The sequence below is a fragment of the Streptomyces sp. NRRL F-5122 genome, from assembly GCF_001507435.1.
In the GTDB taxonomy this organism is placed as follows: domain Bacteria; phylum Actinomycetota; class Actinomycetes; order Streptomycetales; family Streptomycetaceae; genus Streptomyces; species Streptomyces lannensis.
Window position 1 is genome coordinate 431,588 of sequence record NZ_LMWH01000001.1, and the last position, 24,695, is coordinate 456,282.

A 24,695-nucleotide genomic window follows, 5' to 3' on the forward strand; every position below is an offset into this window, starting at 1 on the left:
ATCATGGACGACCATGGGGTTGCGGAAAGCTAGAAAGACCGCTGTGAGAGGAGGCGTCCATGGGATCTGTACGCAAGGCGAGTGCCTGGCTCGGCCTCGTCGACGACAACGATGACGAGCGTTACTACGACGACGACTACGCCGAGGGCCAGGAGCACGGCGACGCCTGGGTGACCGACCCGCGCGTGAAGGTCGCCACCGACACGGCGGAGGAGAAGGGACGCCGGATCGGCACGGTCACCCCGGACAGCTTCCGGGACGCCCGCGCCATCGGTGAGCTCTTCCGGGACGGCGTCCCCGTCATCATGAACCTCACGAACATGGAGGGCGCCGACGCCAAGCGCGTGGTGGACTTCGCCGCCGGCCTGATCTTCGGCCTTCGGGGTTCGATCGACCGCGTCTCCAACCGGGTCTTCCTGCTGACCCCCGCGAACACGGAGATCGTCAGCGGCGACGCCGCGAGCCGGCGGCCCGACGGATTCTTCAACCAGAGCTGAGGCAGGGCCGCTCGCCGGCCCTGCCCGCTTCGGGCCCGGTCACCGGAAGGCGTCGAGCCCGGTGAGCGCCTTGCCCAGCACGAGCTGGTGCATCTCGACCGTGCCCTCGTAGGTGAGCACGGACTCCAGGTTGGTGGCGTGCCGCATCACGGGGTACTCCAGGGAGATCCCGTTGGCGCCGAGGATCGTGCGCGCGGTGCGGCAGATCTCGATGGCCTCCCGCACGTTGTTGAGCTTGCCGAAGCTGACCTGCTCCGGACGCAGCCGCCCGGCGTCCATGCGCCGCCCCAGATGGTGGGCGAGCAGAATCCCCTTGTGCAGTTCGACCGCCATGTCGGCGAGCTTCGCCTGGGTGAGCTGGAACCCGCCGATGGGCCTGCCGAACTGTTCCCGGCTCTTGGCGTACTCGACGGCGGTCTCGAAGCAGGACCGCGCCGCCCCCATGGCACCCCACACGATCCCGTACCGGGCGTGGGACAGACAGCTGAGCGGTCCCTTGAGGCCGACCACCGCGGGCAGCACGGCGTCGGCGGGCAGCCGCACGTCGTCGAGGACCAACTCGCTGGTGACGGAGGCCCGCAGGGACCACTTGTGCCGGATCTCGGGCGCGGAGAAGCCGGGGCTTGCGGCCGGGACGACAAAGCCGCGTACCCCTTCGTCGGTCCGGGCCCAGACCACCGCGACGCCCGCGACCGAGCCGTTGGTGATCCACATCTTGCGGCCGTTGAGCACCCAGTCCTTGCCGTCGCGCTTGGCGTAGGTGCGCATCGAGGCGGGGTCGGAGCCGTGGTCGGGTTCGGTGAGCCCGAAGCACCCGATGATCTCGCCGGCCGCCATCCCGGGCAGCCACTGCTGCTTCTGCTCCTCGCTCCCGAACCGGTGCAGGGCGTACATCGCGAGGGACCCCTGGACGGAGACCAGGGACCGGATGCCCGAGTCGGCGGCCTCCAGTTCCAGGCAGGCGAGTCCGTACTGCACCGCGCTCGCCCCGGCACACCCGTAACCGTCGAGCGACATGCCGAGGGCGCCGAGGGATCCCAGCTCCTTGGCGAGCTCCCGGATCTGCGGCAGCTCCCCCTTCTCGTACCAGTCGGCGACGTACGGCAGCACGCGGTCGGCCGCCCAGGTCCGAACGGCGTTGCGGATGGACAGGTCCTCGTCGTCCAGCAGGTCGTCGAGCCCCAGCGGATCGGCGGGGTCGAAGGGCGGCAACGTCGAGGACGCGGACATGGGGACAGCCTCCGTGACACTGAAAACTAGCAGCGCTAACCGAACCGGACGGCCCGACGGTACGACGCCCCGGGCCGCACGTCCAGTATCGGGCGCCGGGTGACGGCGGTCACGCCCGGTCGCCCGGGCCCGTCAGGCCGAAACGCGGGAGTCCGCGGCCTCCCGCGGCGCGGGTACCGCGGCAGGGCCGGGCGCGGGCGGCGGTTCGCAGTTCATGACCCGGGGCAGCCGCAGTGCCATGACCGCTCCCAGCAGCAACAGCCCGGCACTGACCAGGAGCGTCACATGCAGGCCGTGCACGAAGGAGTCGCGCGCCGCGTGGCGCAGGGCCGCGCCCCGCGCGCCGCCCAGCCGGTCGGCGACCTCGTAGGCCTCCCCCAGCGAGTGACCGGCGGCCGCGGACGCGGAGGCGGGCACCCCCGGCACCGAGGACGGACCGGGCGCATACGCGGCGTTCATCACACTGCCCAGCAGCGCTATCCCGATGCCCGCGCCCAGTTGGTACGACGTCTCACCGATCGCCGCGGCACCGCCCGCCTGCGCGTGCGGCGCCTCGCTGAGCATCGACTCGTAGGCCCCGAAGAGCGTCGTCTCGATACCGAAGCCCAGCAGGACGAAGCCGGACAGCAGGAGTGTCGCGTTGTCGCGCCCGCCCATGGCCGTCAGCATGAGGACCGACCCGGCCGTGAGGCAGAAGCCGAAGGCGACCATGAGCCGGGGGCCGAAGCGGGCGAGCATCTTCGAGCCGAGCAGACCCGCCGCCATCGCCGCGAACGTCAGCGGCAGCAGCCGCAGTCCGGTCTGCAGCGGCGAGAGGTGCAGCACCAGTTGCAGGTACTGGGCGGCGATCAGTTCGAGGCCCACCAGCGCCAGCATCGCCAGCACGATGCAGCCGACCGAGGTGCTGAACGCCGGACGCGCGAACATCCGGAGATCCACCAGCGGATGCGCACGGCCGCGCTGACGCCGTACGAAGGCCACCAGCAGGGCGGCGCCCAGCACGAGCGGCAGCAGCGTGAAGGGGTCAAGCGGCGGCTCCCCGCCGCCCAGGCGCTTGACGCCCAGGACGGCTCCGAAGAGACCGGCCGCCGCCATCAGGGCGCCGACGACGTCCCAGGGGCCGTCGGGGTCGCCCGTCGACTCCGGCAGCAGCAGCCGCCCGATCGGCAGACTGACCAGCATCAGCGGGATGTTGATGAGGAAGACCGAGCCCCACCAGAAGTGCTCCAGCAGGAAGCCGCCGAGCAGCGGCCCGACCGCGGCGCCCACCGCGGCCACGGCGCTCCAGATGCCGATGGCCAGGGCACGCTCGCGCCGGTCGGGGAAGACATGGCGCAGGATGGACAGCGTCGCAGGCATGATCATCGCCCCGCCGACGCCCAGCAGGGCCCGTGCGCCGATCAGCACCTGTGCGTCCTGGGCGAGGGCCGCGGCACCCGAGGCGATGCCGAACAGGCCGTATCCGAGCAGCAGGACCCGTCTGCGGCCGATCCGGTCGCCGAGCGTGCCGAAGAGGATCAGCAGCGAGGCGCAGACCAGCGGATAGGTGTCGACGATCCAGAGCAGTTCGACGGCGCTGGGCTTGAGGTCCTCGGTGACGGCCGGCATCGCGACGTGCAGCACGGTGGCGTCGACGGCGACCAGGAGCAGGCTCACGCAGAGGACGACGAGGACGACCCAGCGGCTCGCACCGGCCCCGGGGGCCCGACGGCGCAGCCCGGCGGAGGCCGTGGTCGTCCCGTACATGTACGTACCTCCCAGATGGTCCCTCGCACCGGCGGAATCCACGGGGTGGGGACATCCCCGCGGCAGCGACCGGGAGGTGGGTGTTCCCGGGCCCACGCAACGAAGCGAGTGAGTCGTCAGAGTACGCGAGTCCCCGCGGGCGTCGCGTGGCGGACCTCTCACCTTCGCGGGCGGAGGGTGTGGCGTACGCCACCTCCCCCCGGTCCATCACGATGCCGGGCGGCCCTTCGGTTCCGTACGCCGTCGATAATCGGGCGCGTGACCGATCTTGGAACGCGCCCGGCGCCACCCCCCACCGGCGCCGTGCGCCGGGCCGCCCCCGCTCTGGCGGGATACGTGGCCGTCCGTGCCCTGGGCCTCGTCGCGCTCGCGCTGTGGAGCGCGGCACGCGGCAGCAGTCCGCACACCCTGCTGACCGCCCGCTGGGACTCGCTCTGGTACACCCGGGTCGCCGAGCTGGGCTACGGCTACGAGGTCCGCCTGCCCAACGGCGACGTGCACTCCGATCTCGCGTTCTTCCCGCTGCTGCCCTGGCTGGAGCGGCTCGGCGGGGCGCTGTCCCCGCTGTCCTCCGCCGACGCCGGTCTGCTCGTCTCGACGCTCGCCTCGATCGCGGCGGCCTGGGGGATCTTCGCCGTCGCCGACCATGTGTACGGCAGCCGGGCCGGCTTCTGCGCCGTCCTGCTGTGGGCAGTGCTGCCGGTCGGGATCGTGCAGTCGATGGCCTACAGCGAGTCCCTCTTCACGGCGCTCGCGGCCTGGTCGCTGTACGCGGTCCTCAGGGGCCGCTGGGTGACGGCGGGGGTGCTCGCGTCGCTGGCGGGGCTGACCCGTCCGGTGGGGGCTGCCGTGGTCGCCGCGGTCTGGGCGGCCGCGATCACCTCGTACCTACGCGACCCGCGTACGCTGCCGGCTCGCGAAGTACCGGTCCTGCGCCGGGCGCTGGGCATGGGCCTCGCCCCCCTCGGCGCCGCCGGCTACGTCCTGTGGGTCGGCCGTCGCACCGGCAAGGGCCCCCTCGGCTATCTCGATGTGCAGGCGGGCTGGCGCAACGGCTTCGACGGCGGCTACGCGTTCGCCCGTTTCGTCGCGGGCAAGTTCACCGCCTTCCCCTCGGCACTGGCCGGAGCGGGACTGATCATCGGGGTGGCACTGATCGTCTGGCTGTTCGTGGTGTGCGTGCGGCAGCGCCAGCCGCTGCCGCTGCTCGTGTACACCGGGATCGTCACCGCACTCGCCCTGTGCGCGTCGAGCTACTTCGGCTCCAAACCGCGTCTCCTGCTCCCTGCCTTCCCCCTGTTGCTGCCCCTGGCCCGCGCCCTCGCCCGGGTGCGTCCGTCCAGGTCGGCCGCGGTGCTCGGCGGCGTCGCAGCGGCATCGGCCGTCTACGGAGCGTTCTGGCTGAACGGCTCCGGTCCACCATGATCATGCGGCGACGGGCGGTGAGCGTCCGGCCAATTCCACACCAGCATTCGGTGAACGAATAGATAAGGGCCATAAAACGGGGACCCTTGTCGATCAAAGGAATTGAAGGCCGAGGGGGATCCCGATTACGGAATCCACAGAAATAAACCCGCTGTTGAGAGGAATCCCACATCACATCGTCATCACAAACCCGGTGATTCGCGGGGGTACGCACCTCACTCGCTGTAACGTCGATTGAGTGCGTACCGAACGAAAGCTGAGCCGTCTGGACCGGGTCTTCGCCCGGTTGGACCGTGAGCCGGAACGACCGACCCACATTGACGTGCCCAGGATGAGCCGCCACCGGGTGGTTCTCTTGTCGGCAACTCTCGCCTTCTACACGGCGATCGTGTGGGCCGTGGTCGTTTCCTCGTGGCTGGTCCGCCTCGACTGGCAGGTCATGTTCTTCCGGCCGTACCAGCAGTGGCCGCAGATCCACGCCTTCCTCGACTACTACGTGGTGCTGGGTCAGCGCGGCCCCACCGCCGTGATGGTCGCGGCCTGGCTGGGGTGGCGCTCCTGGCGCCAGCACACCCTCCGCCCCCTGCTCACGCTGGGGGCCGCGCTGCTTCTGCTCAACATCACGGTCGGCGCGGCCAAGTACGGGATGGGCCGACTCGGACCGCACTACGCGACCGTCATCGGATCGAACGAGATGTGGCACGGCGGCGATATATTTCCTTCGGGACACACCGCGAACGCCGTGGTGACCTGGGGAATCCTGGCCTATCTGGCCTCGACTCCCCGGGCGAGACGCTGGCTTTCCGCAATCTCCGCGGTGACCTCCCTCGGCGTGGGCCTGACCACGGTCTACCTCGGTACGCACTGGCTGAGCGACGTGCTCCTCGGCTGGGCCGCCGGCCTGCTGATCCTGCTGGCGCTGCCCTGGTTCGAGCCGCTGATCGCCCGTGCCGAGTCGGCCATCCTCGACCTGCGCGACCGCAGGCGCAGCAGCAGCGCCCTCCCGGTGCCCACGCCGGCCCCGGTCGGTGCGGGCAGCCTCGTCCTCACCCCGCGCAACTCCACGGAGCCGAAGGCCGAGGTCCTGGAGCCGGTGGGCGTCACCCGGTCGACCCGGGCGCCGGTCTACCTGGCCCCCGGTCCGTACACGAGCAGGGGGGAGCGCACGCCGGTCACCCCGGTGGGCAGCCGCCGCCCGCAGCATCCGGACCGGGTCTCCCGGGGCACCACCCCCGCACGGCCCCTGGCAGGGGGCTGAGCGCCGGCGACGCCGCGGGGCCGGTACGCACGACCTCCCCGCACGGCGAAGGCCCCGGCTCGCACGAGCCGGGGCCTTCGCCATCGACGTCCCGAGCGGTCAGCCCTTCCAGCAGCGCCTGACCCTGCCGTCCTCGACCTCGAAGTTCAGCCGCCCGAACCGGTACTCCATGGTGATGATCGTGCCCGGCGGAAGGGAGCGGACCGTGCTCCAGCCGCGCTCACGGGCGAGCCGCTCCGCCCGGTCGGCCTCCAGGCCGACATACGACTCGGTGGAGTCGTCGGGTTCGGCTCCATGCGTGGGAATGGGTGCCATGCCGCCACGTTAGGCCGCGGTCCCGCGGCGTGGAAGTCCACAGCCGCCACTCATGTCGCGTATCCCTCTCCGGTCACGCTTCTGTCACAGAATCACGACAAGCGTTTCGGCCCCAACACCGTCACACGTACGGGGGGTTCCGCACTCACCGGACACCCCTTCGAACGCAATTCGGAGTCTGTTCGTCCGTCGCCCGAACGGTTTCGAATATTCCACCGATAGCACGGCACACGCTCCGGTCTCCCGGCTCTTTTCATTCCGATTTCAAGACGACCGCGCCAACCGTCCGTGCATAAGAAATACACGGATCCAGCACAGAATCCCCCTACGCGTGCCGGGCTCGCTCCGGCGCGGCGTCCCGGCGCGAGCCCCGTTCCAGCGCCCGGGTCAACCGTTCCCGCGCCGCCGTGATCTTCCCGGTCAGTTCGGCGGGCTCCAGCACCTCGAACTCGAAACCGGTCATCAGTACATGAACCACCATCACGTCGAGGTCGGGAGCCCCGGTGAGCAGCAGGCAACTACCGTCGGTCTCCGCCTCCAGGATCCCCGCGGACGGCGAGATCCGCCCGGCCGCCTCGTGAAGGGGCACCAGCAGCCGTACGGCGGCCTGCGCGGCGTAGGCGCCGATGGAGACGCCCTTCGACACATACGCGGCCAGGTCCTCGGCCGGAGGCGTGCGCGGGGTGAAACGCGGTCCGTGCGGCGGCTTCAGGGTGATGCGGTCGGCACGGAACGTCCGCCAGTCGTCGCGGTCGACGTCCCAGGCGACCAGGTACCAGCGGCGCTCGGTGCACACCAGACGATGCGGCTCGACCGTCCGGCGGGTCGAGGCTCCCTCGTGATCGCGGTACTCGAAGCGCAGCCGCTCCGTGTCCCGGCACAGGTGGGCGAGTTCGGTCAGAACGGCCGGGTCGACGGGTGAGGACCGGGGATGCAGCATCGGCACGGTGAAGGCGTTCAGGGCGCCCACCCGGCGCCTCAGCCGGCCCGGCAGGACCTGTTCGAGCTTGGCTAGGGCCCGGACGGAGGTCTCGCCGATCCCCTCGATGCCCTGCCCGGCGGCGGTGCGCAGGCCGACCGCGACGGCGACCGCCTCGTCGTCGTCGAGCAGCAGCGGCGGCAGTTCGGCCCCCGCACCGAGCTGGTATCCGCCGCCGGTACCCGGGCTGGCGTTGACCGGGTAGCCGAGTTCCCGCAGCCGGTCGACGTCCCGGCGCACGGTGCGCGGGCTGACTCCGAGGCGTTCGGCGAGGTCGGCTCCGGACCATTCGCGGTGGGCCTGGAGCAGGGACAGCAGGCGCAGCAGTCGTGCCGAGGTCTCCAGCATGTCCCCGAGTCTGTCAGCCGTTGCGGACAGCTGTTGTCCGCAAGGGCGTTTCAGGCCGGCCGGTCCGTGGCGCTGACGGTCACCGACAGATCGTTGTCCACCGTGTAGTACGGCCAGGCCTCCACCGCGCCGTGTTCCGCCCGCACCGCGGCCCGTGGATAGCGGAAGACCGGCTTCTTGTCCGCGACGTCGTCGAGCAGCCGCGCGAGGCGCACCCGCGGCCCCTGCTCGCCGGCCGGGCGCAGCCACAGATCCCAGATGCCGGGCGCGAGCGGCGCGTACGGAACGGTGAAGCCGAAGTCCGCCGCGCTCCCGCTCACGTCGGCGCGCAGCACGGACCGGGGCCCGCCCCGCTCACGGACCTCGGCGTAGGCGTCCTCGGCGAGGCCCGTGCCGTACATCCGGCCCCGGACCCTCAACTCGCCCTCACCGATGCGGAGCTCGCCCGCCTCGGCGTGCGGGGCACGCAGCCAGCTGCGGACGGCGAGGGTGCCCTGCCGGGTCGGGTACGGGATGCGGACGGCGATTCTCGGTGCCGTCTCGCCGGGGGCGCGGTCCACGAGGGAGCGCAGGTCGTTGCAGCCGGGCGTCAGGTGCCGGGGGGTGCCCTCGGCGAACTGCGCATAGGCGTCCCAGCGGCCCTCGGGCAGGTCGACACTGCTGGGCAGGGCCGCGCGCAACCGGCCGCCCTCGGCGGGGGTCAGCGGCAGCGCGATCTCGTCGCCGTCGCGGCGGCGCAGCAGCAGATGGGCGGGGCCCGGGTCGTCGGTGCCCCCGATGTCGAAGGTCAGCCCGCCCGCGCTGTCGGCGACGCAGTCCGCGCGCAGGGGCGCCGCGATGCGCTCACGGCCGGCCCCGGGGGCCTCGGTCATCATGCGGGGCGCCCCTTCCTCAGAGCGCCGCGCCCGGCGTCCAAAGCGGCCTGGGCGCCACCGAGCAGCGTCACCCGTGCGCGGTGCAGAGTGGCACGTCTGCGGATACCGCGCGGCGCGGTGGACAGGAACAGCGACTCGTAGCGCTCGGCGATCCGGGACGGGTCGAACCGCGCGGCGTTCCGCAGGGCCGCGGCCGCCATCCGCCGGCGCAGCGCGCCGTCGTCGATCAGCTCGAGCAGCCCCCTGGCGACGGAGTCGGCGCTGCCCGGCTCGACGAGGCGTCCGTCGACGCCGTCGCGGATGATCTCGCGCGGCCCGTGCGGGCAGTCGGTGGAGACCACGGGCAGTCCGCAGCGCATGGCCTCGACGATGGTCATGCCGAACGACTCCGTGCGTGAGGTGACGGCGGCGATGGAACCCTTGACCCACTCGGGCTCGATGGGGTGTGCGGGACCCATGAGATAGACGTGGTTGTACAGGCCGAGACGGTCGACGAGGGTGCGCAGTTCGTCCCCCTGCTCCCCGCCGCCGTAGATGCGCAGCCGCCAGTCGGGCCGTTCGGTGCGGACCCGGTCGAAGGCGGTGACCAGCAGGTCGTACCGTTTGACGGGGGCGAGTCGCCCGGCCGCCACCACCCATCGGGCCGAGCCGTCGGCGGGCGCGAGGGCCGGCGCGGGCACCGGATTGGGCAGGGCCTCGACCCGGACGCCGGGCAGCCGCATCCGGGCACGGTACGCGCCGGCGTCGGCCTCGGTGGTCGTGGTGAAGGCGTCGAGATCCGGGTAGGCGCCGCGCAGAACCAGGCGCAGCGCCTTGGAGTGGCTCTCGAGGGTGAGGTGCTCCTGGCCGACGCGGAGCGGGCCGCGCCGGATCTGGCGGGCCAGGTGCACGTTCAGGCCGGGGCGGGTGGCGACGACCACGTCGGCCTCGGTGGACGCGAGGTGCTCACCGATGCGGCGGTCGGTGAGGAGGCTGTACTGCTGGTAGCGGCCCTCCGCACGCGGAAAGATCCGCGCGGGCCTCGCCAGTTCCCCGTGACCGCGGTCGGGGCCGTCGGCGCGCAGGTCGACCAGGGACCGCAGCCGGATGCGCGGGTCCGGTGCGAAGACGGGCGCGTCGCGGTGGCGGAAGACGGAGACGATCTCCACGTCGTGCTGGTCGGCCAGTGCGGTCGCAAGGTTGTACGTCGTCCGGTTCGTACCCCCGATCCCGTACGCGTTGTGTATCAGGAAGGAGATGTGCATGCGTCCCTGGATTCCTCGTCCGTCCCCTGTCGCTCTGTGAGACCCGGGAGTGCGGGGAACGGTTGGGCGGCCTGGCCATGTTGTGCCGCAACGGTTGCCCCATCGGTAGCCGATGGCGGGAACCTTTCGGCTGTGGAACGCATCAGGGGTGCGCACGCCGGCTGCGGTGCGCCGAGGCGGGGCGCTGTTGTCCGCCCCGGCCGGCTCGGCCCTTCGCGTCCTCCCAGACTGCCACGGCGGGGCGGCTCCTGCGCGTCGTCGGGGTGCGGCCGCCGGCCGGCGTCGCATGCTCCCGAGGTCCTGTGGCCCCGCCCGCATGTGCGCTGGGCCGGGGCGATGGTGTTCGGCGGCCGGAAAAGGGGTCGTGGGGCGCGCACAGGCCGCTCCGGAGAGGGAGGCGGGACGAGGACCCCGGCGGGCCCCGGCGTCACCACAGGACGCCGGGGCCCACCGGGCCGACAGGATCAGAGCTCGAGCCGCTGCCCGGGCACGATCACATCCGGGTCACCGCCGATGACCGCCTTGTTGCGCGCGTAGAGCCGCTGCCAGGTGGTCCCGTGCCGCTCGGCGATACCGCTCAGGGTGTCACCGCTGCGGACGGTGTAGTCACCGCGGGACGACCCGCGCCCCGTGTGTCCCGTCGAACGCTCCGGCGCCTTCGCCGGCTGCTTCGACGGAGCGGACCTGGTGGTGGAACCCTTCGACGGCTTGGCTGCCGTCTGGTGGCCCGCGGTGCCGGGCGCACTTCCGGAGGCTCCGGCACGCGCCGAGCAGACGGGCCATGCGCCCCATCCCTGCGCGTGCTGCACCTTGGTGGCCACGGCTATCTGAGCCTCCCTCGAGGCCCGGTCCGCGGTCGACGCGTAGGCGGAGCCGCCGTACGCGCGCCAGGTACCGGCGGAGAACTGCAGTCCCCCGTAGTAGCCGTTGCCGGTGTTGATGTGCCAGTTCCCGCCGCTCTCGCACTGGGCGATGCGGTCCCACACCCCACCGTCGGCCGCGGCTGCCTCACCGGTCGTGGCCAGCAGTCCCAGCGGGGCGAGCAGCGCCGCTCCGGCGAGGACCACCGTCGTACGGGTCGTGCGGGTCTTACGGGCGTTATCGGCACATTCGGACATGTAATTCCCTCTCCACGGACCCGGGGTCCCCCAGGGCGGGACGTGCCGTCCGCGCATGGAACGCGGTCGTCACGTGCCGCCCCGCCCACCGGAGGTGATGCTGCGCGCCGACTGCGCGGCGCGGCCGGTGGGCGTCCCGGGCGGGTGCTCGATGCACACGGCGGAGGAATGTATGGAGATCCGTCGCCCGATTTCAACCAACTCCTAGTCATTCCAGGCCAGTTCGACGTTACCCCGGGTATCGGCGATTTTCAGCCACCCACTTCATTCGCTGATTTCCGGATTTGTCGACCATGCGCTCCTGCGATCTGTGAGCCACTTCACGGAACCAACTTCCTTACACATCGGGACAGTTGACATGGAGTGACGGATTCCGCGGGCATGTTCACCCAGCGCATCGGATGGTTCGATTCCGTTCGCTCCCGGGCGTGACTCCGGCCACAGATCGCCCGTTGTCATCTTCATGAGCCCGGGGACCCCCGGACTCATGGGCCGGGAGCCACCCGGCACGCCACGTACGACATCCCGAGGGAGCCACCCGTGCCGCGCATGCTCGACGTCAGCGACGCCGTACGCGCCGAGATCGGCGACGAAGAAGCCGACCGGCTGCTCGTCGGAGACAACGCCCCGGGCAGTTACGACTGCACCTCATGCCGCACTCCGGGCGACTCCGAACAGGAGCGCACCAGCACCGTCCTGTTCATCGGCGACGAGACCGCCGTCCTCGCCTTCGCCCATGCCACCTGCCTGCCCTCCCAGGTCGTCCAGGTCACCGAGGAGCAGTTGCAGGGCGCCGTGCGCTCCATCACCGCCGAGGAGGGGTTCGGCACGGCCGCCCCCCAGCAGGCCGTGCTGGGCGTCACCAGCGGGCTCGTCCTGATCGCCGGGGAGCTGCATCCGGCGCTCGTCGTGGAGCCGACCGCGCCCATCGTGCGCCCGGGCTCGATGGGTGTCGGCGACGACTTCCTGCCCCTGCTCATCGAGCAGGGCTTCATGCCGCTGACCGTCATCGAGTCCGTGCCGCCCGTACTGCACGGCTGGTCCGTGCTGCTCGCCATGGGCCAGCTGCACGCCGTGCTCCAGCCCGGTGCGAACGGGGCCGGTCAGGTCGCCTGGTGGCAGGCGCACCAGCCGCTCCAGGTCACGGAGGGCTGGCGGGCCGCCGCCAACAAGCACCAGCAGGTGCTGATGTTCGCGGCACCGGTCGGCTCGATCGGCCGGCAGCCGCGGGAGGATCTGCTGCGGGACGCGCTGGACAAGGCCGCGGCCAACGGCAAGCTCGTCGCCGCTGCGCTGCCGCTGGCGGGGACCTGAGCCTCTGACCGGTGTGCGGGTGGGCCGCCTGCGGCCGCGGCCACCCGCGCCCCCGTCGTGGCCCGGCGGGCCGTACTCCGGACGCGGGCGGCCTGCCGGCCGGACGCGCGGTTCTCCATGCCCGGACGCACCGCGTCCCGGGCCTGGCACAAGAGCGCGTGAAGCGGACTAATCGACCGCATCCCTTGGGCGACGGGGTCGTTGGCACCTACGTGCACGCATATGACGTCCCCCGCCGCCGGTCCTACCAGCCGGCCCCCGCCGGGCGAGCCGGCCAGGACCCCTCCGGCTCATCGGCCACGCCGATCTACGACGCGCTCTACGACGAGTACGTCAGGTCCTTCCGGGCCTTCCCGGGCGACCGCACCGGCGAGGAGGACATGGCCTTCACCGCCTTCGCCAACTCCCCGGTGAGCGCAGTCTCGTACGACACCGGGACGTATGCCTCACACCACGGCGCTCCTCAGCACGCCACCGGTCATCTGGCCGCCCACCACGGCCACTCGCCCATGGCGAGCGACGTCTGGCAGCAGGTGGCCCGGCACGCCAGGGGGATGCACCACGTCCCGGCGCTGCCGCCCGCACCGCGCAGGGGGCTGTGAGCCTGACACAACGGGTGAGGGGCGGCTCCCGCGGGGGCCGCCCCTCACCCGTGTTCCGGTGTCTCCCGGCTCACTTCTTCTTGCCGCGCTTCTCCCGCACGCGCACGGAGAGATGGATCGGCGCGCCCTCGAAGCCGAACTCCTCACGCAGCCGCCGCTCGATGAACCTGCGGTAGCCCGCCTCGATGAAGCCGGAGGCGAAGAGCACGAACCGGGGCGGCTTGGTGCCCGCCTGGGTGCCGAAGAGGATGCGCGGCTGCTTGCCACCGCGGACGGGGTGCGGGTGCGCGGAGACCAGCTCGCCGAGGAAGGCGTTGAGACGGCCCGTCGGCACCCGGGTCTCCCACCCCTCGAGCGCGGTCTCGATCGCCGGGACCAGCTTCTCCATGTGCCGTCCGGTGCGCGCGGAGACGTTCACCCGCGGTGCCCAGGCGACCTGTCCGAGCTCGGTCTCGATCTCCCGCTCGAGGTAGAAGCGGCGCTCCTCGTCGAGCGTGTCCCACTTGTTGTACGCGAGGACGAGCGCACGGCCCGCCTCCACCGCCATGGTGACGATGCGCTGGTCCTGGATCGAGATGCTCTCGGTGGCGTCGATCAGCACGACGGCGACCTCGGCCTTCTCGACGGCGGCCGCGGTGCGCAGCGAGGCGTAGTAGTCCGCGCCCTGCTGGAGGTGCACCCGCTTGCGGATGCCCGCCGTGTCGACGAACTTCCAGGTCTTGCCGCCCAGCTGGATCAGTTCGTCGACCGGGTCGCGGGTGGTGCCGGCGAGTTCGTTGACGACGACGCGCTCCTCGCCCGCGACCTTGTTCAGCAGCGAGGACTTGCCGACGTTCGGGCGGCCGATGAGGGCGATGCGGCGAGGTCCGCCGATGGCGGTGCCGAAGGTCTGGGCGGGCGCCTCGGGCAGCGCCTCGAGGACCGCGTCCAGCATGTCGCCGGTGCCGCGGCCGTGCAGGGCCGAGACCGGGTGGGGCTCGCCGAGGCCGAGGTTCCACAGATAGGCGGCGTCGGCCTCGCCGCTCTGGCCGTCGACCTTGTTGGCGGCGAGCACCACGGGCTTGCCGGCCTTGCGCAGCAGCCGGACGACCGCCTCGTCCGTGTCGGTGGCGCCGACCTTGGCGTCCACGACGAACACGACCGCGTCGGCCGCCTCGATCGCGTACTCGGCCTGCGCGGCCACCGAGGCGTCGATACCGAGGACGTCCTGCTCCCAGCCGCCGGTGTCGACGACCTTGAAGCGGCGGCCCGACCACTCGGCCTCGTAGGTGACACGGTCGCGGGTGACGCCGGGCTTGTCCTCGACGACTGCCTCACGGCGGCCGATGATCCGGTTCACCAGAGTCGACTTGCCGACGTTGGGACGGCCGACGACGGCGAGCACGGGCAGCGGACCGTGGCCCGCCTCCTCGATCGCGCCCTCGACGTCCTCGACGTCGAAGCCCTCTTCCGCGGCAAGCTCCATGAACTCCGCGTACTCGGCGTCGCCGAGCGCCCCGTGCTCGTACTCGTGCTCGGCCGAGCCGTCGGGCTGGATCTGGTCGTTCATGAAGTCCGTACCTCGTTCATCGTGGTGATCGGTGGAGCACCGCACCCGCGGTGATCCACTACTCAAGTGTCGCCTAGCGCCCGGTGAGGCGCCTGGCGGATTCCAGGTGCTCGGTGAGCTGCTTCTGGATATGCGTGGTCGCCTCGTCCAGCGCCCTGCGCGTGCGCCGCCCGCTGCCGTCGCCCGCCTCGAACGGGTCGCCGAAGACGATGTCGATGCGGCTGCGCAGCGGAGGCAGCGCCTTTACCAACCGTCCGCGCCGCTCGGCGCTTCCCAGCACCGCGACCGGCACGATCGGAGCCCCGCTGCGGACCGCGAAGTAGGCGAGCCCGGCACGCAGCGAGGCGAAGTCGCCCTCGCCCCGGGTGCCCTCGGGGAAGATGCCCAGCACTCCCCCGTTCTCGAGCACGCCCAGCGCATTGGTGATCGCCGAGCGGTCGGTGGTCGTGCGGTCCACCTTCAGCTGGCCGATCCCCGTCAGGAAGGCGCCCAGCGGGCCGATGAACGCCTCCTTCTTGATCAGGAAGTGCGTGGCGCGGGGCGACACGCCCATGACCACCGGCCCGTCGACGTTGTGGGAGTGGTTGACCGCGAGGATCGCCGGACCCGTCGCCGGGACCTTCCAGCCGCCCAGGACGCGCGGCCTGAACAGCCCGTGGATCACGCCGACGCCCAGACGCCGTCCGGCTTCGGCGCCCCGCTCGGAGGGAGCCTCGCTCACTTCGCCGCCCGCTTCTCCTCGACGAGGGTGACGACGCATTCGATGACCTGCTGGAGCGTGAGGTCGGTGGTGTCCACCTCGACCGCGTCGTCCGCCTTGGCGAGGGGGGACGTCTTGCGGCTTGAGTCGGCCGCGTCCCGCTGGATCAGCGCCGCGCGGGTGGCATGGACGTCGGCGCCCTTGAGCTCACCGCTGCGACGGGCGGCACGCGCCTCCGCGGAGGCGGTGAGGAAGACCTTCAGGTCGGCGTCGGGCAGCACGGTGGTCCCGATGTCGCGGCCCTCCACGACGATGCCCGTCCGCGCCGACTCGGCGAGGGAACGCTGCAGCTCGGTGATCCGCGCCCGCACCTCGGGCACCGCGCTGACCGCGCTGACCCGGGAGGTGACCTCCTGGCCGCGGATCGGCCCTGACACGTCCACGCCGTCCACCGTGATGGTGGGCGCCGACGGGTCCGTACCGGAGACGATCTCCGGCTTTCCCGCCACCGCCGCGATCGCCGACGGGTCCGTTATGTCGATGTTGTTGTTGACCATCCACCACGTGATCGCCCGGTACTGGGCGCCGGTGTCCAGGTAGCTCAGCCCGAGGTGCGCGGCCACGGCCTTCGAGGTGCTCGACTTGCCCGTGCCGGAGGGGCCGTCGATGGCGACAATCACTGCCGGGGCGGTCCGGGCGGCGCCGTTTTCCACGGTGAGGACACCTTCCTGGTGCGGGGTGGTGGGTACGGGCGGGACGCACAGGCGCCCCGCACAAGGTTACTGGCTCCCCGGACCCGGTATGACTGGCCTGCCCGTCGCCCTACTGGCGGATCGTCCAGCCCCGCTCCCGCAGCGCCGCGCTCAGGACCGGGGCCGCCTTCTGCTCCACCATCAGCTGGACCAGACCCGCCTGCTGTCCCGTCGCGTGCTCGATACGGACGTCCTCGATGTTGACGCCCGCCATGCCCGCGTCCGCGAAGATACGGGCCAGCTGGCCCGGCTGGTCGCTGATCAGGACGGCGACGGTCTCGTAGGCCCGCGGCGCGCTGCCGTGCTTGCCGGGCACCCGGACCTGGCCCGCGTTGCCCCGGCGCAGCACGTCCTGGATCCCGTCGACGCCCTCCCGCCGCTTGGCCTCGTCGGACGACTGCAGAGCGCGCAGGGCCCGTACCGTCTCGTCGAGGTCGGTGGCGACCTCGGAGAGCAGGTCGGCGACCGGGCCGGGGTTCGCGGACAGGATGTCGATCCACATCCCGGGGTCGGAGGCGGCGATCCGGGTCACGTCCCGGATGCCCTGCCCACACAGCCGTACGGCCGCCTCCTCGGCGTGCTCGAGGCGGGCGGCGACCAGGTTGGAGACCAGATGCGGCATGTGCGAGACGAGGGCGACCGCCCGGTCGTGACCGTCGGCGTCCATCACGACGGGCACGGCACGACAGTGCGAGACCAGTTCCAGGGCGAGGTTCAGCACCTCGGTGTCGGTGTCCCGGGTCGGGGTGAGCACCCAGGGGCGGCCCTCGAAGAGGTCCCCGGTGGCCGCCAGCGGTCCGGACTTCTCACGCCCGGACATGGGATGCGTGCCGATGTACCTCGACAGGTGGGCCGGGTCGAGGCCGAGCGCCTCCAGTTCGCGGCGCGGGCCGCCCTTGACGCTGGCCACGTCGAGGTAGCCGCGCCCGAGGCCGCGCCGCATGGCGTCGGCGAGCCCAGCGGCGACGTGCGCGGGCGGGACCGCGACGATCACCAGGTCGACGGGGCCCTCGGGCTCCTCGTCGGTGCCGGCGCCGAGGACGGCCGCCGTGCGGGCCTGCTCGGGGTCGTGGTCGCGCAGGTGCACGGTGACGCCGCGGGCGGCCAGCGCCAGGGCCGCCGAGGTGCCGATGAGCCCCGTGCCGATGACGAGTGCGGATCTCACTGGGCGATGTCCTTGCGCAGGGCGGCGGCGGCACCGAGGTAGACGTGCACGATGTCGGCGCGCGGCATGTCGGACTCGATGTGGGCGAGGATGCGGACGACGCGGGGCATCGCGCCCTCGACGTCCAGCTCCTGGGCGCAGATCAACGGGACGTCGACGATGCCGAGCTTGCGGGCCGCGGCCGCCGGGAAGTCGCTGTGCAGATCGGGGGTGGCGGTGAACCAGATGCTGATCAGCGCGTCGGCGGTGAGGCCGTTCCGCTCCAGGACGGCGGTGAGCAGGGCGCCGACCTGCTCACTCATGTGCCCGGCCTCGTCCCTTTCGAGTTGGACGGCGCCCCGGACCGCTCGTACCGCCACGGTGATGCTCCTCGCTGATGTACGGAAACCTCTGGTCACACCAGCGTAGTCAGCCCGGGACGCACTCCGGCGCGGCGCCCGTCCGGCGAGACGCGCCGCGCCGCCGTGCGAGCGCCCGCGGTGATGGACCGGGCCGCCCGCTCACATGTCCCAGAGGGCCCCGAGCGCCTGCAGTTCGCCCCCGTACTCGATGCGGTCCGCCCACTCCCGCGGCCAGGCCTCGGAGCCGAGGTGGGCGCCTGCGAAGGCCCCCGCAAGGCATGCGATCGAGTCGGAGTCGCCGGAGGTGCAGGCGGCCCGGCGCAGTGCGGTGACCGGCTGGTCGGGGAACAGCAGGAAGCACAGCAGACCGGTGGCGAGGGCCTCCTCCGCGATCCACCCCTCGCCGGTCGCGAGACAGGGGTCCGTCTCGGGCGACACGGTCGCCACGGCTGCCTGGAGGCGTTCGAGGATCTCCAGGCACTCGTCCCAGCCGCGGGCGATGAAGTGCTCCGCGGTGGGGTCCTGGGCGCGGGTCCACAGATCGCCGAGCCACGACTCGTGGTACCGGCTGCGGTTCTCGTACGCGTACGAGCGCAGCTGCCCGACCAGTCCGGCCGGCTCGGCGCCCTGGACGAGCAGCCGTATCGCGTGGGCGGTGAGGTCGGAGGCGGCGAGCGCCGTGGGGTGGCCGTGGGTGAGCGCCGCCTGCAACTGAGCGGCCCCGGCGCGCTGTTCGTCGCTGAGCCCCGGTGCGAGTCCGACGGGCGCCACCCGCATGTTGGCCCCGCAGCCCTTGGAGTCGATCTGGCTCGCCTCCTGCCAGGGCCGGCTCTCGTCGTTCAGCAGGTTGCAGGCGACGAGGCAGGTCCGTCCTGGTGCCCGGTTGTTCTCCGGGGAGTGGTACCAGTCGACGAACTCCTCGCGCACCGGCCGCTCCATGCGCTTCGGCGCCAGGACCCCGCGGTCCATGGTCGTCCGAAGCCCGCGTCCGAGCGCCAGCGTCATCTGGGTGTCGTCGGTGACGATCGCCGGCTTCGGCAGCTCCATCTCGCGCCACGGCCCGCACTTGGCGAGGATGGAGGGCACGTCGTTGAACTCGGTCGGAAAACCGAGCGCGTCGCCGAGGGCGAGTCCGATCAGTGATCCGGTGGCGGCGTGCTTGGCGAGGGCGGTGGCGGTCATGAGGGCCGTCCTTCCGTGGCGGGGCGGAGCAGGGGCGGGTGCAGGGCGGTGGCGGTGCCCGCGCGGTAGAGCGCGGCGGGCTTGCCGCGGCCACCGGTGAGCCGGACGGCGCCCGGGACCGGTTCGACGAAGCCCGGGGTGGCGAGGACCTTGCGCCGGAAGTTGGGGCGGTCGAGCGCGGTGCCCCACACGGTCTCGTAGACCTGCTGCAGCTCCCCGAGGGTGAACTCGGGCGGGCAGAAGGCCGTGGCGAGGCAGGAGTACTCCAGCTTGGCGCCGACCCGTTCGTGGGCGTCGGCGAGGATCCGGTCGTGGTCGAAGGCGAGCGGCCCGGCCGCTTCGTAGGGCAGCCAGCGTGCCTGTGCCGCGTCGCCGCCGCCGTGCGGCTCGGGAGCGTCGGGCAGCAGGGCGGCGAAGGCGACGGAGACGACCCGCATCCGGGGATCGCGGCCGGGGTCGCTGTAGGTGCGCAGCTGCTCGAGGTGGAGCCCGGAGACGTCCGCGAGGCCGGTCTCCTCGGCGAGCTCCCGCCGGGCGGCCTCCTCCGCGGACTCCTCCGGCCGCACGAAGCCGCCGGGGAGCGCCCAGCGGCCCGCGTAGGGCTGCTGTCCGCGTTCGACGAGCAGAACGTGGAGCCGGCCCGCCCGGACGGTCAGGACGGCCAGGTCGGCGGTGACACCGAAGGGCTCATGGGCGTACTTGTCGTAGCCCGGCACGGTCCCCATGACCCCCACCCCCTTTATGGTCGACATGACTCTAATGGCGGACAGGGCCCGCGCACAAGAAGAAGGCCGGTTCCCGTCACACGGGAACCGGCCGCTTCGAGAGCCCGGGGCCTAGAGGTCGACTTCCTTCATCAGCATCCCGACCTCGGTGTTCGACAGCCGGCGCAGCCAGCCCGACTTCTGGTCGCCGAGAGTGATCGGGCCGAAGGCCGTCCGCACCAGCTTGTCGACCGGGAACCCGGCCTCCGCGAGCATGCGGCGCACGATGTGCTTGCGGCCCTCGTGCAGGGTCACCTCGACGAGGTAGTTCTTGCCGGTCTGCTCCACCACCCGGAAGTGGTCCGCACGCGCGTACCCGTCCTCGAGCTGGATGCCGTCCTTGAGCTTCTTACCCAGGTCGCGCGGGATGGGGCCCACGATGTGCGCGAGATAGGTCTTCTTCACGCCGTACCTGGGATGGGTCAGCCGGTGGGCCAGCTCGCCGTGGTTGGTGAGCAGGATGACGCCCTCGGTCTCGGTGTCGAGCCGGCCGACGTGGAAGAGCCGGGTCTCACGGTTGGTGACGTAGTCCCCGAGGCACTGGCGCCCCTCCGGGTCCTCCATGGTGGAGACGACACCGGCCGGCTTGTTCAGCGAGAAGAACTGGTACGACTGCGTGGCCACGGTCAGCCCGTCCACCCGGATCTCGTCCTTCTCCGGGTCGACCCGCAGCCCCTGCTCGGTGACGATCTCGCCGTTGACCTCGACCCGGGCCTGCTCGATCAGCTCCTCGCAGGCACGCCGGGAGCCGTACCCGGCACGCGCGAGCACCTTCTGCAGCCGCTCGCCCTCCAGCTCGGCGCCCGGGAAGGTCTTGGGCAGCTTGAGGTCCTTCTTGCCGGCGTACCGCTCGCGGTTGCGCTCCTCGGCCCGGGTCTCGTACTCGCGCGAGCGGGCGGGTGCCGTGCGGCCCCCGTCACGCTGCTGCGACTGCCTGGGGCCGCCCTTGGCACCGCCGCGCGCGGTGGTGCCGCGCCCGGACTTGGGGCCGTCCTTGGAGGCGCCGGGGCCCACGTCGTAGCGGCGCTCCTCGGGTCGGGGCTTTCGAGGTCGGCCCGCACCCTGCCGCTCGTCCTTGCTGTTGCCGGCACCGCGGTAGTTGCCGCGCCCGTCGTTCCTGCCGCTGCCGCTGCTTCGCATCAAAATTCCGTCGTCGTGTTCGTCGGGTGATCGTCGTCCGGGTCCGGAGCATCAAGAGCGTCCGGGTCGAACGACGGAACGCCCTCCTGGGTCTCGGCCTCGATCGCCTCCGCCTCCGGGAGGAAGGGCGCGAGTTCCGGAAGCTCGTCCAGGCCGCGCAGGCCCATCCGCTCCAGGAAGTAGTTCGTCGTCCTGTACAGGATCGCACCTGTTTCGGGTTCCGTGCCCGCCTCTTCGACCAGACCCCGTTGGAGCAGGGTGCGCATGACCCCGTCGCAGTTGACTCCGCGGACCGCCGAGACACGGCTGCGGCTGACCGGCTGACGGTACGCGACCACCGCCAGGGTCTCCAGGGCGGCCTGGGTGAGCCGGGCCTGCTGACCGTCCAGCACGAAGCGCTCCACGGCCGGGGCGTACTCGGCCCGGCTGTAGAAGCGCCAGCCGCCCGCGACGAACCGCAGCTCGAAACCGCGTCCCTGCACGGTGTACTCGTCGGCGAGCTCGCGCAGCGCGTCGGCGATGTGCCGCCGGGGCCGCTCGAGGATCTTCGCCAGATGCTCCTCGGTGGCGGGCTCGTCCACGACCATCAGGACGGCCTCCAGCGCGGGCTTGAGGTCGAGGCCGGCCACCGCGGCCAGGCCTGCCGGAACCTCCACGGTCTCCTCGCTCACGCCTTCTCCTCCGTCTTCGCGCCGTTCCTGCCGGGTTCCGTCTTCGTGCCGTCGGCCTTGGCTTCGGGATCCTCGGGTGGCCGGTCGAACTCGTCCGTCACCACCGGTGCCTCGTCCCCCTCCCCGCCGGTCCAGCGCACCAGCAGCTCGCCGAGCGCGTCCTCCTGCTCCAGCGCCACGGCCTTCTCCCGGTACAGCTCCAGCAGGGCCAGGAAGCGCGCGACGACCGTGAGGGTGTCCTCGCTGTCCGCCACGAGCACACGGAAGCTGGCCGCGCCGAGTTCCCGCAGCCTGGCGACCACGATCTGGGCCTGCTCCTGCACGGAGACCAGCGGGGCGTGGATGTGGTCCACATAGACCTGGGGTTTGGGCTTGGGCTGCATCGCCTTGACGGCGAGTCCGGCGAAACCCTCGGGCCCGATGCTGATGACGACCTCGGGCAGCAGCTCGGCGTGCTGGGGTTCGAGGCCGACGGTACGGGGGTAGCGCCGTGCCTCGTCCTCGGTCCGCCGGTTGAAGATCTCGGCGATCTGCTTGTAGGCGCGGTACTGGAGGAGCCGCGCGAACAGCAGGTCGCGAGCTTCCAGCAGCGCGAGGTCGGCCTCGTCCTCGACCTCGGCGGCGGGCAGCAGCCGCGCCGCCTTGAGGTCGAGCAGGGTCGCGGCGACCACGAGGAACTCGGTGGTCTCGTCGAGGTTCCAGTCCGGCCCCATCGCCCGGATGTGCCCCATGAACTCGTCGGTCACCTTGGACAGCGCGACCTCGGTCACGTCGAGCTTGTGCTTCGAGATCAACTGGAGGAGCAGGTCGAAGGGGCCCTCGAAGTTCGACAGCCGTACCTTGAAGACACCGTCATCGGGCTCAGGACCGTCCGAGGGTTCGACGGGCGCGTCCGCGGGCTCGACGGCGACGTCCGGCGCATCGGTCGGGGAACCGGGCTGCGGCACGGCCGTGAGGGCCGACGGCGTGGACACGGCGGACGACACCCGGTCGGGTCCGGCCTCCTCCTCCGGGGTCACGGTGACCACGGACGCCTCGGGCGACTCCGATCCCGGTCCGGCACCGACCGGTTCCTCGGCGGTCGCACCCGGGGACGCCTCCTCGGACCTGTCCGTCCCACCGGGCGGGTCGTACGGGCCGCTCTCCTCGGCCGCCTCCGCCGGCCCGGACCCGTCGCGGGCCGGGCGACCCTCGGCCGGCGGCTCCCCGGCCCCGGGGTGCCCGGCCGCTGCGGGCTCCTCGAACGCGGTGTCCCGCCCGGAAAGCGCTGAAGGTGGTGCCTCTTCGGGAGCGTCGGCTCCATGGAGTGCTGCGGGCTCCTCCTCGACCACGCGCGCGACCGGGGCGGCCCCCGGCCCGCGACCCAGCGCACGCCGACGGCCGACCGGGCCGGTGCTGGGAGTGGAGCCGTCGTACGAGGTCATAGCCGTCGCAGGCTACCTGCTTACCGTCCCCGCAGCCGACGCACGAGGATACTGGCGTCCCCGCGGGACTCCAGATCCGCCAGCACCACCGCAACCGCCTCACGCACGATCCGCCCGCGGTCGACCGCGAGCCCGTGCTCGCCCCGGAGCACAAGACGCGCGTGCTCGAGGTCCATCAGCTCCTCCGCGGACACGTACACGGTGATCTTCTCGTCGTGCCGTTCACGCCCGCTGGGCCGCCGCCCGGCCGCACGCCCCCGCTTGCGCGGCTGAGAGGCCGCCGGGCCCTCCTGCGACGCCGCCTGACGCCGCGCCGGCCGTTCCGCGGCGGCGGAGCGCGTACGGGACTCCCCCGCCTCCGTCTCGACCACGTCCGCCGCGACGTGCTCGTCGCCCTCGCCGTCGCCGCCCTGCACGGGCACCGACGGCGGCGCGTCCTCCGTCGCGGCCGCGGGGTCGCTCTCGCCCGCGGGAGCCGGCACCCGGGCCTCGCCGTTGGCCGGGCGCCTGGGGGTGGACGCCTGGAGCGCCATTCCCCCGGTGGTACGAAACAGTTCGTCGGCCCCGGGCAGACTCACTCGGCGTGACACCGGGCGAGCACCTCCCTGGCGAGCTGGCGATAGGCGGCGGCACCGACGGAGTTGGAGGCGTACGTGGTGATCGGCTCACCGGCGACCGTGGTCTCCGGGAAGCGCACGGTCCGGCCGATGACCGTGTGGTAGACGTGGTCGTCGAACGCCTCGACGACACGCGCGAGGACCTCACGGCTGTGCACGGTCCGGGAGTCGTACATCGTGGCGAGGATGCCGTCCAGCTCCAGCTCGGGGTTGAGCCGCTCCTGGACCTTCTCGATGGTCTCGGTGAGCAGCGCGACACCGCGCAGGGCGAAGAACTCGCACTCCAGCGGAACGATCACCTTGTGCGCGGCGGTGAGCGCGTTCACCGTGAGCAGGCCGAGCGAGGGCTGACAGTCGATCACGATGTAGTCGTAGTCGGGCATCAGCGGCTTCAGCGCACGCTGGAGCGTCGACTCGCGCGCGACCTCCGACACCAACTGGACCTCGGCCGCCGACAGGTCGATGTTGCTCGGCAGCAGATCCATGTTCGGGACCGCGGTCTTCAGCAGGACCTCGTCCGCGGACATGCCCCGCTCCATGAGCAGGTTGTAGACGGTGAGGTCGAGCTCCATGGGGTTGACGCCGAGACCCACGGACAGCGCGCCCTGCGGGTCGAAGTCGACGAGCAGCACCCTGCGGCCGTACTCCGCCAGCGCGGCACCCAGATTGATGGTCGACGTCGTCTTGCCGACGCCGCCCTTCTGGTTGCACATCGCGATGATCTTCGCGGGGCCGTGATCGGTCAGCGGACCCGGGATGGGGAAGTACGGCAGCGGGCGCCCCGTCGGGCCGATGCGCTCGCGGCGCTGGCGGGCCGCGTCGGGCGCGAGCGTGGCCGCGTATTCGGGATCGGGCTCGTATTCCGCGTCGGGGTCGTAGAAGTGCCCGTCGGGCAGTTCGTCGTAGTCGGCGAAGTGGTTGTGGACCCCGCCACTTCCGTTGCCGGCCATGGCGTTCACGTGTTGGCCATCCAAGCTCTGATGTGCTGTCTGAGTCAGGCGAGGGCTCTGGCTCTGGTGGGCAGCGAAGGTACGGACAGCGACGGAGCCGACAGCCTCGAGCCCCGTGGGGACCGTGCCCCGCGCAGGCGTTCCTGGTTGACCACCCCCGGGAGAAAATGTCGACTCATTCACAAGTCGTCTTACCTCCTTGGTGACCAGGGGACTTCTAGATAGGTCAGCGTGGCACCATGCCGACGGTTGGCGACTCTATGGCGTGTCGGCGGTCCGCAGCAACACAATCCGCCGGACCCGGCCCGATGTGTCGGCAATGAAACATCCTGCTGTCAAGGGTGTCCGAGCACCGTTCGCCAGGTTTCACCGGTGTGCGAAACGGTTAAAGAGTTGCGTTCGAGGCGAGTTGAACGAGTGCCGCAAAGTGACCATACGCACATCCGGCCGGACCTTGTCGGGCAAGGTCCGGCCGGACGCTCGGCGTTG

General features: G+C 71.6%; 24 protein-coding genes. 5 read left to right on the top strand and 19 right to left on the bottom strand.

The window, feature by feature from the left end; all coding sequences use genetic code 11:
• Positions 1 to 59: 59 nt before the first annotated feature.
• Complete coding sequence (locus ADL25_RS01960; protein WP_059125796.1) at positions 60 to 497, top strand: cell division protein SepF; 438 nt, start codon at positions 60 to 62, stop codon at positions 495 to 497.
• A gap of 39 nt (positions 498 to 536) precedes the next feature.
• Here ADL25_RS01960 and ADL25_RS01965 read toward each other — a convergent pair whose 3' ends face one another.
• Both ADL25_RS01965 and ADL25_RS01970 read right to left on the bottom strand, forming a co-directional pair.
• The gene (locus ADL25_RS01965) at positions 537 to 1,727 is read right to left on the bottom strand and encodes an acyl-CoA dehydrogenase family protein (protein WP_059125797.1); all 1,191 of its coding nucleotides are present in this window, start codon (positions 1,725 to 1,727) and stop codon (positions 537 to 539) included.
• Positions 1,728 to 1,859: 132 nt separating this feature from the next.
• Complete coding sequence (locus ADL25_RS01970; RefSeq protein ID WP_059125798.1) at positions 1,860 to 3,473, bottom strand: MFS transporter; 1,614 nt, start codon at positions 3,471 to 3,473, stop codon at positions 1,860 to 1,862.
• Between the two features lie 258 nt (positions 3,474 to 3,731).
• On the opposite strand from ADL25_RS01970, the gene ADL25_RS01975 reads away from it, so the two are divergent.
• Complete coding sequence (locus ADL25_RS01975; RefSeq protein WP_059125799.1) at positions 3,732 to 4,898, top strand: glycosyltransferase family 39 protein; 1,167 nt, start codon at positions 3,732 to 3,734, stop codon at positions 4,896 to 4,898.
• 238 nt (positions 4,899 to 5,136) lie between these two features.
• Positions 5,137 to 6,156, top strand: coding sequence for a phosphatase PAP2 family protein (locus ADL25_RS01980; RefSeq protein WP_059125800.1), 1,020 nt, complete (start codon positions 5,137 to 5,139; stop codon positions 6,154 to 6,156).
• Between the two features lie 99 nt (positions 6,157 to 6,255).
• Here ADL25_RS01980 and ADL25_RS01985 read toward each other — a convergent pair whose 3' ends face one another.
• From ADL25_RS01985 to ADL25_RS02005, 5 genes are all read right to left on the bottom strand, one after another.
• On the bottom strand, positions 6,256 to 6,471 hold the full coding sequence (locus ADL25_RS01985) for an I78 family peptidase inhibitor (protein WP_059125801.1): 216 nt from the start codon (positions 6,469 to 6,471) through the stop codon (positions 6,256 to 6,258).
• Positions 6,472 to 6,796: 325 nt separating this feature from the next.
• Positions 6,797 to 7,798 (bottom strand): helix-turn-helix transcriptional regulator, encoded by a 1,002-nt coding sequence (locus tag ADL25_RS01990; protein WP_059125802.1) that lies wholly within the window; start codon positions 7,796 to 7,798, stop codon positions 6,797 to 6,799.
• 50 nt (positions 7,799 to 7,848) lie between these two features.
• Complete coding sequence (locus tag ADL25_RS01995; protein WP_059125803.1) at positions 7,849 to 8,673, bottom strand: hypothetical protein; 825 nt, start codon at positions 8,671 to 8,673, stop codon at positions 7,849 to 7,851.
• Positions 8,670 to 9,917, bottom strand: coding sequence for a glycosyltransferase (locus ADL25_RS02000; protein ID WP_059125804.1), 1,248 nt, complete (start codon positions 9,915 to 9,917; stop codon positions 8,670 to 8,672). Before ADL25_RS02000 ends, ADL25_RS01995 begins: the two co-directional genes overlap by 4 nt.
• A gap of 464 nt (positions 9,918 to 10,381) precedes the next feature.
• Positions 10,382 to 11,035, bottom strand: a complete 654-nt coding sequence (locus ADL25_RS02005) for a transglycosylase family protein (protein ID WP_059125805.1) — start codon at positions 11,033 to 11,035, stop codon at positions 10,382 to 10,384.
• Between the two features lie 540 nt (positions 11,036 to 11,575).
• Here ADL25_RS02005 and ADL25_RS02010 point away from each other — a divergent pair.
• Both ADL25_RS02010 and ADL25_RS02015 read left to right on the top strand, forming a co-directional pair.
• On the top strand, positions 11,576 to 12,349 hold the full coding sequence (locus tag ADL25_RS02010; RefSeq protein WP_059125806.1) for a hypothetical protein: 774 nt from the start codon (positions 11,576 to 11,578) through the stop codon (positions 12,347 to 12,349).
• 212 nt (positions 12,350 to 12,561) lie between these two features.
• Positions 12,562 to 12,951, top strand: a complete 390-nt coding sequence (locus ADL25_RS02015) for a hypothetical protein (protein ID WP_059125871.1) — start codon at positions 12,562 to 12,564, stop codon at positions 12,949 to 12,951.
• Positions 12,952 to 13,021: 70 nt separating this feature from the next.
• On the opposite strand, the gene der is transcribed toward ADL25_RS02015, so the two are convergent.
• The 12 genes from der to ADL25_RS02075 form a co-directional block, all read right to left on the bottom strand.
• Positions 13,022 to 14,500: a ribosome biogenesis GTPase Der gene (gene der, locus ADL25_RS02020; RefSeq protein WP_059125807.1), complete on the bottom strand. Its 1,479-nt coding sequence runs from the start codon at positions 14,498 to 14,500 to the stop codon at positions 13,022 to 13,024.
• A 73-nt stretch (positions 14,501 to 14,573) separates the two neighbouring features.
• Positions 14,574 to 15,260 carry a lysophospholipid acyltransferase family protein gene (locus ADL25_RS02025; RefSeq protein ID WP_199839089.1) on the bottom strand — a complete coding sequence of 229 codons (687 nt, stop codon included), beginning with the start codon at positions 15,258 to 15,260 and terminating at the stop codon, positions 14,574 to 14,576.
• Positions 15,218 to 15,913 carry a (d)CMP kinase gene (cmk, locus tag ADL25_RS02030; protein WP_059125809.1) on the bottom strand — a complete coding sequence of 232 codons (696 nt, stop codon included), beginning with the start codon at positions 15,911 to 15,913 and terminating at the stop codon, positions 15,218 to 15,220. Before cmk ends, ADL25_RS02025 begins: the two co-directional genes overlap by 43 nt.
• 109 nt (positions 15,914 to 16,022) lie before the next feature.
• Positions 16,023 to 17,117, bottom strand: a complete 1,095-nt coding sequence (locus ADL25_RS02035; protein ID WP_059125810.1) for a prephenate dehydrogenase — start codon at positions 17,115 to 17,117, stop codon at positions 16,023 to 16,025.
• Complete coding sequence (gene aroH, locus ADL25_RS02040; protein WP_059125811.1) at positions 17,114 to 17,476, bottom strand: chorismate mutase; 363 nt, start codon at positions 17,474 to 17,476, stop codon at positions 17,114 to 17,116. Before aroH ends, ADL25_RS02035 begins: the two co-directional genes overlap by 4 nt.
• A gap of 141 nt (positions 17,477 to 17,617) precedes the next feature.
• Positions 17,618 to 18,640, bottom strand: a complete 1,023-nt coding sequence (locus tag ADL25_RS02045; protein WP_059125812.1) for an ADP-ribosylglycohydrolase family protein — start codon at positions 18,638 to 18,640, stop codon at positions 17,618 to 17,620.
• Positions 18,637 to 19,365, bottom strand: coding sequence for an NUDIX hydrolase (locus ADL25_RS02050; RefSeq protein ID WP_059125813.1), 729 nt, complete (start codon positions 19,363 to 19,365; stop codon positions 18,637 to 18,639). Before ADL25_RS02050 ends, ADL25_RS02045 begins: the two co-directional genes overlap by 4 nt.
• A 111-nt stretch (positions 19,366 to 19,476) precedes the next feature.
• Positions 19,477 to 20,544 carry a pseudouridine synthase gene (locus ADL25_RS02055; RefSeq protein WP_059125814.1) on the bottom strand — a complete coding sequence of 356 codons (1,068 nt, stop codon included), beginning with the start codon at positions 20,542 to 20,544 and terminating at the stop codon, positions 19,477 to 19,479.
• Positions 20,544 to 21,215 (bottom strand): SMC-Scp complex subunit ScpB, encoded by a 672-nt coding sequence (scpB, locus tag ADL25_RS02060; protein ID WP_059125815.1) that lies wholly within the window; start codon positions 21,213 to 21,215, stop codon positions 20,544 to 20,546. The genes ADL25_RS02055 and scpB overlap by 1 nt, the downstream gene beginning before the upstream one ends.
• Positions 21,212 to 22,162 carry a segregation and condensation protein A gene (locus tag ADL25_RS02065; RefSeq protein WP_402523710.1) on the bottom strand — a complete coding sequence of 317 codons (951 nt, stop codon included), beginning with the start codon at positions 22,160 to 22,162 and terminating at the stop codon, positions 21,212 to 21,214. The genes scpB and ADL25_RS02065 overlap by 4 nt, the downstream gene beginning before the upstream one ends.
• Before the next feature lie 497 nt (positions 22,163 to 22,659).
• The gene (locus tag ADL25_RS02070; protein ID WP_079050114.1) at positions 22,660 to 23,229 is read right to left on the bottom strand and encodes a hypothetical protein; all 570 of its coding nucleotides are present in this window, start codon (positions 23,227 to 23,229) and stop codon (positions 22,660 to 22,662) included.
• On the bottom strand, positions 23,214 to 24,389 hold the full coding sequence (locus ADL25_RS02075; RefSeq protein ID WP_079050115.1) for a ParA family protein: 1,176 nt from the start codon (positions 24,387 to 24,389) through the stop codon (positions 23,214 to 23,216). The genes ADL25_RS02070 and ADL25_RS02075 overlap by 16 nt, the downstream gene beginning before the upstream one ends.
• Between the last annotated feature and the right edge of the window lie 306 nt (positions 24,390 to 24,695).